1 rRNA gene is annotated in these 234 nt (G+C 51.3%); it reads right to left on the reverse strand.

The features are described 5' to 3' along the window. Window positions 1-234 (reverse strand): 16S ribosomal RNA (locus KO538_RS29120); the annotation flags it as partial.

The raw sequence follows: 234 nt of genomic DNA on the forward strand, positions 1-234 counted from the left end.
AGCAACTAATGACAAGGGTTGCGCTCGTTGCGGGACTTAACCCAACATCTCACGACACGAGCTGACGACAGCCATGCAGCACCTGTGTACTGGTTCTCTTTCGAGCACTCCCCAATCTCTCGGGGATTCCAGCCATGTCAAGGGTAGGTAAGGTTTTTCGCGTTGCATCGAATTAATCCACATCATCCACCGCTTGTGCGGGTCCCCGTCAATTCCTTTGAGTTTTAATCTTGC

The sequence above is a fragment of the Janthinobacterium sp. NKUCC08_JDC genome (assembly GCF_019345575.1).
In the GTDB taxonomy this organism is placed as follows: Bacteria; Pseudomonadota; Gammaproteobacteria; order Burkholderiales; family Burkholderiaceae_D; genus Janthinobacterium; species Janthinobacterium aestuarii.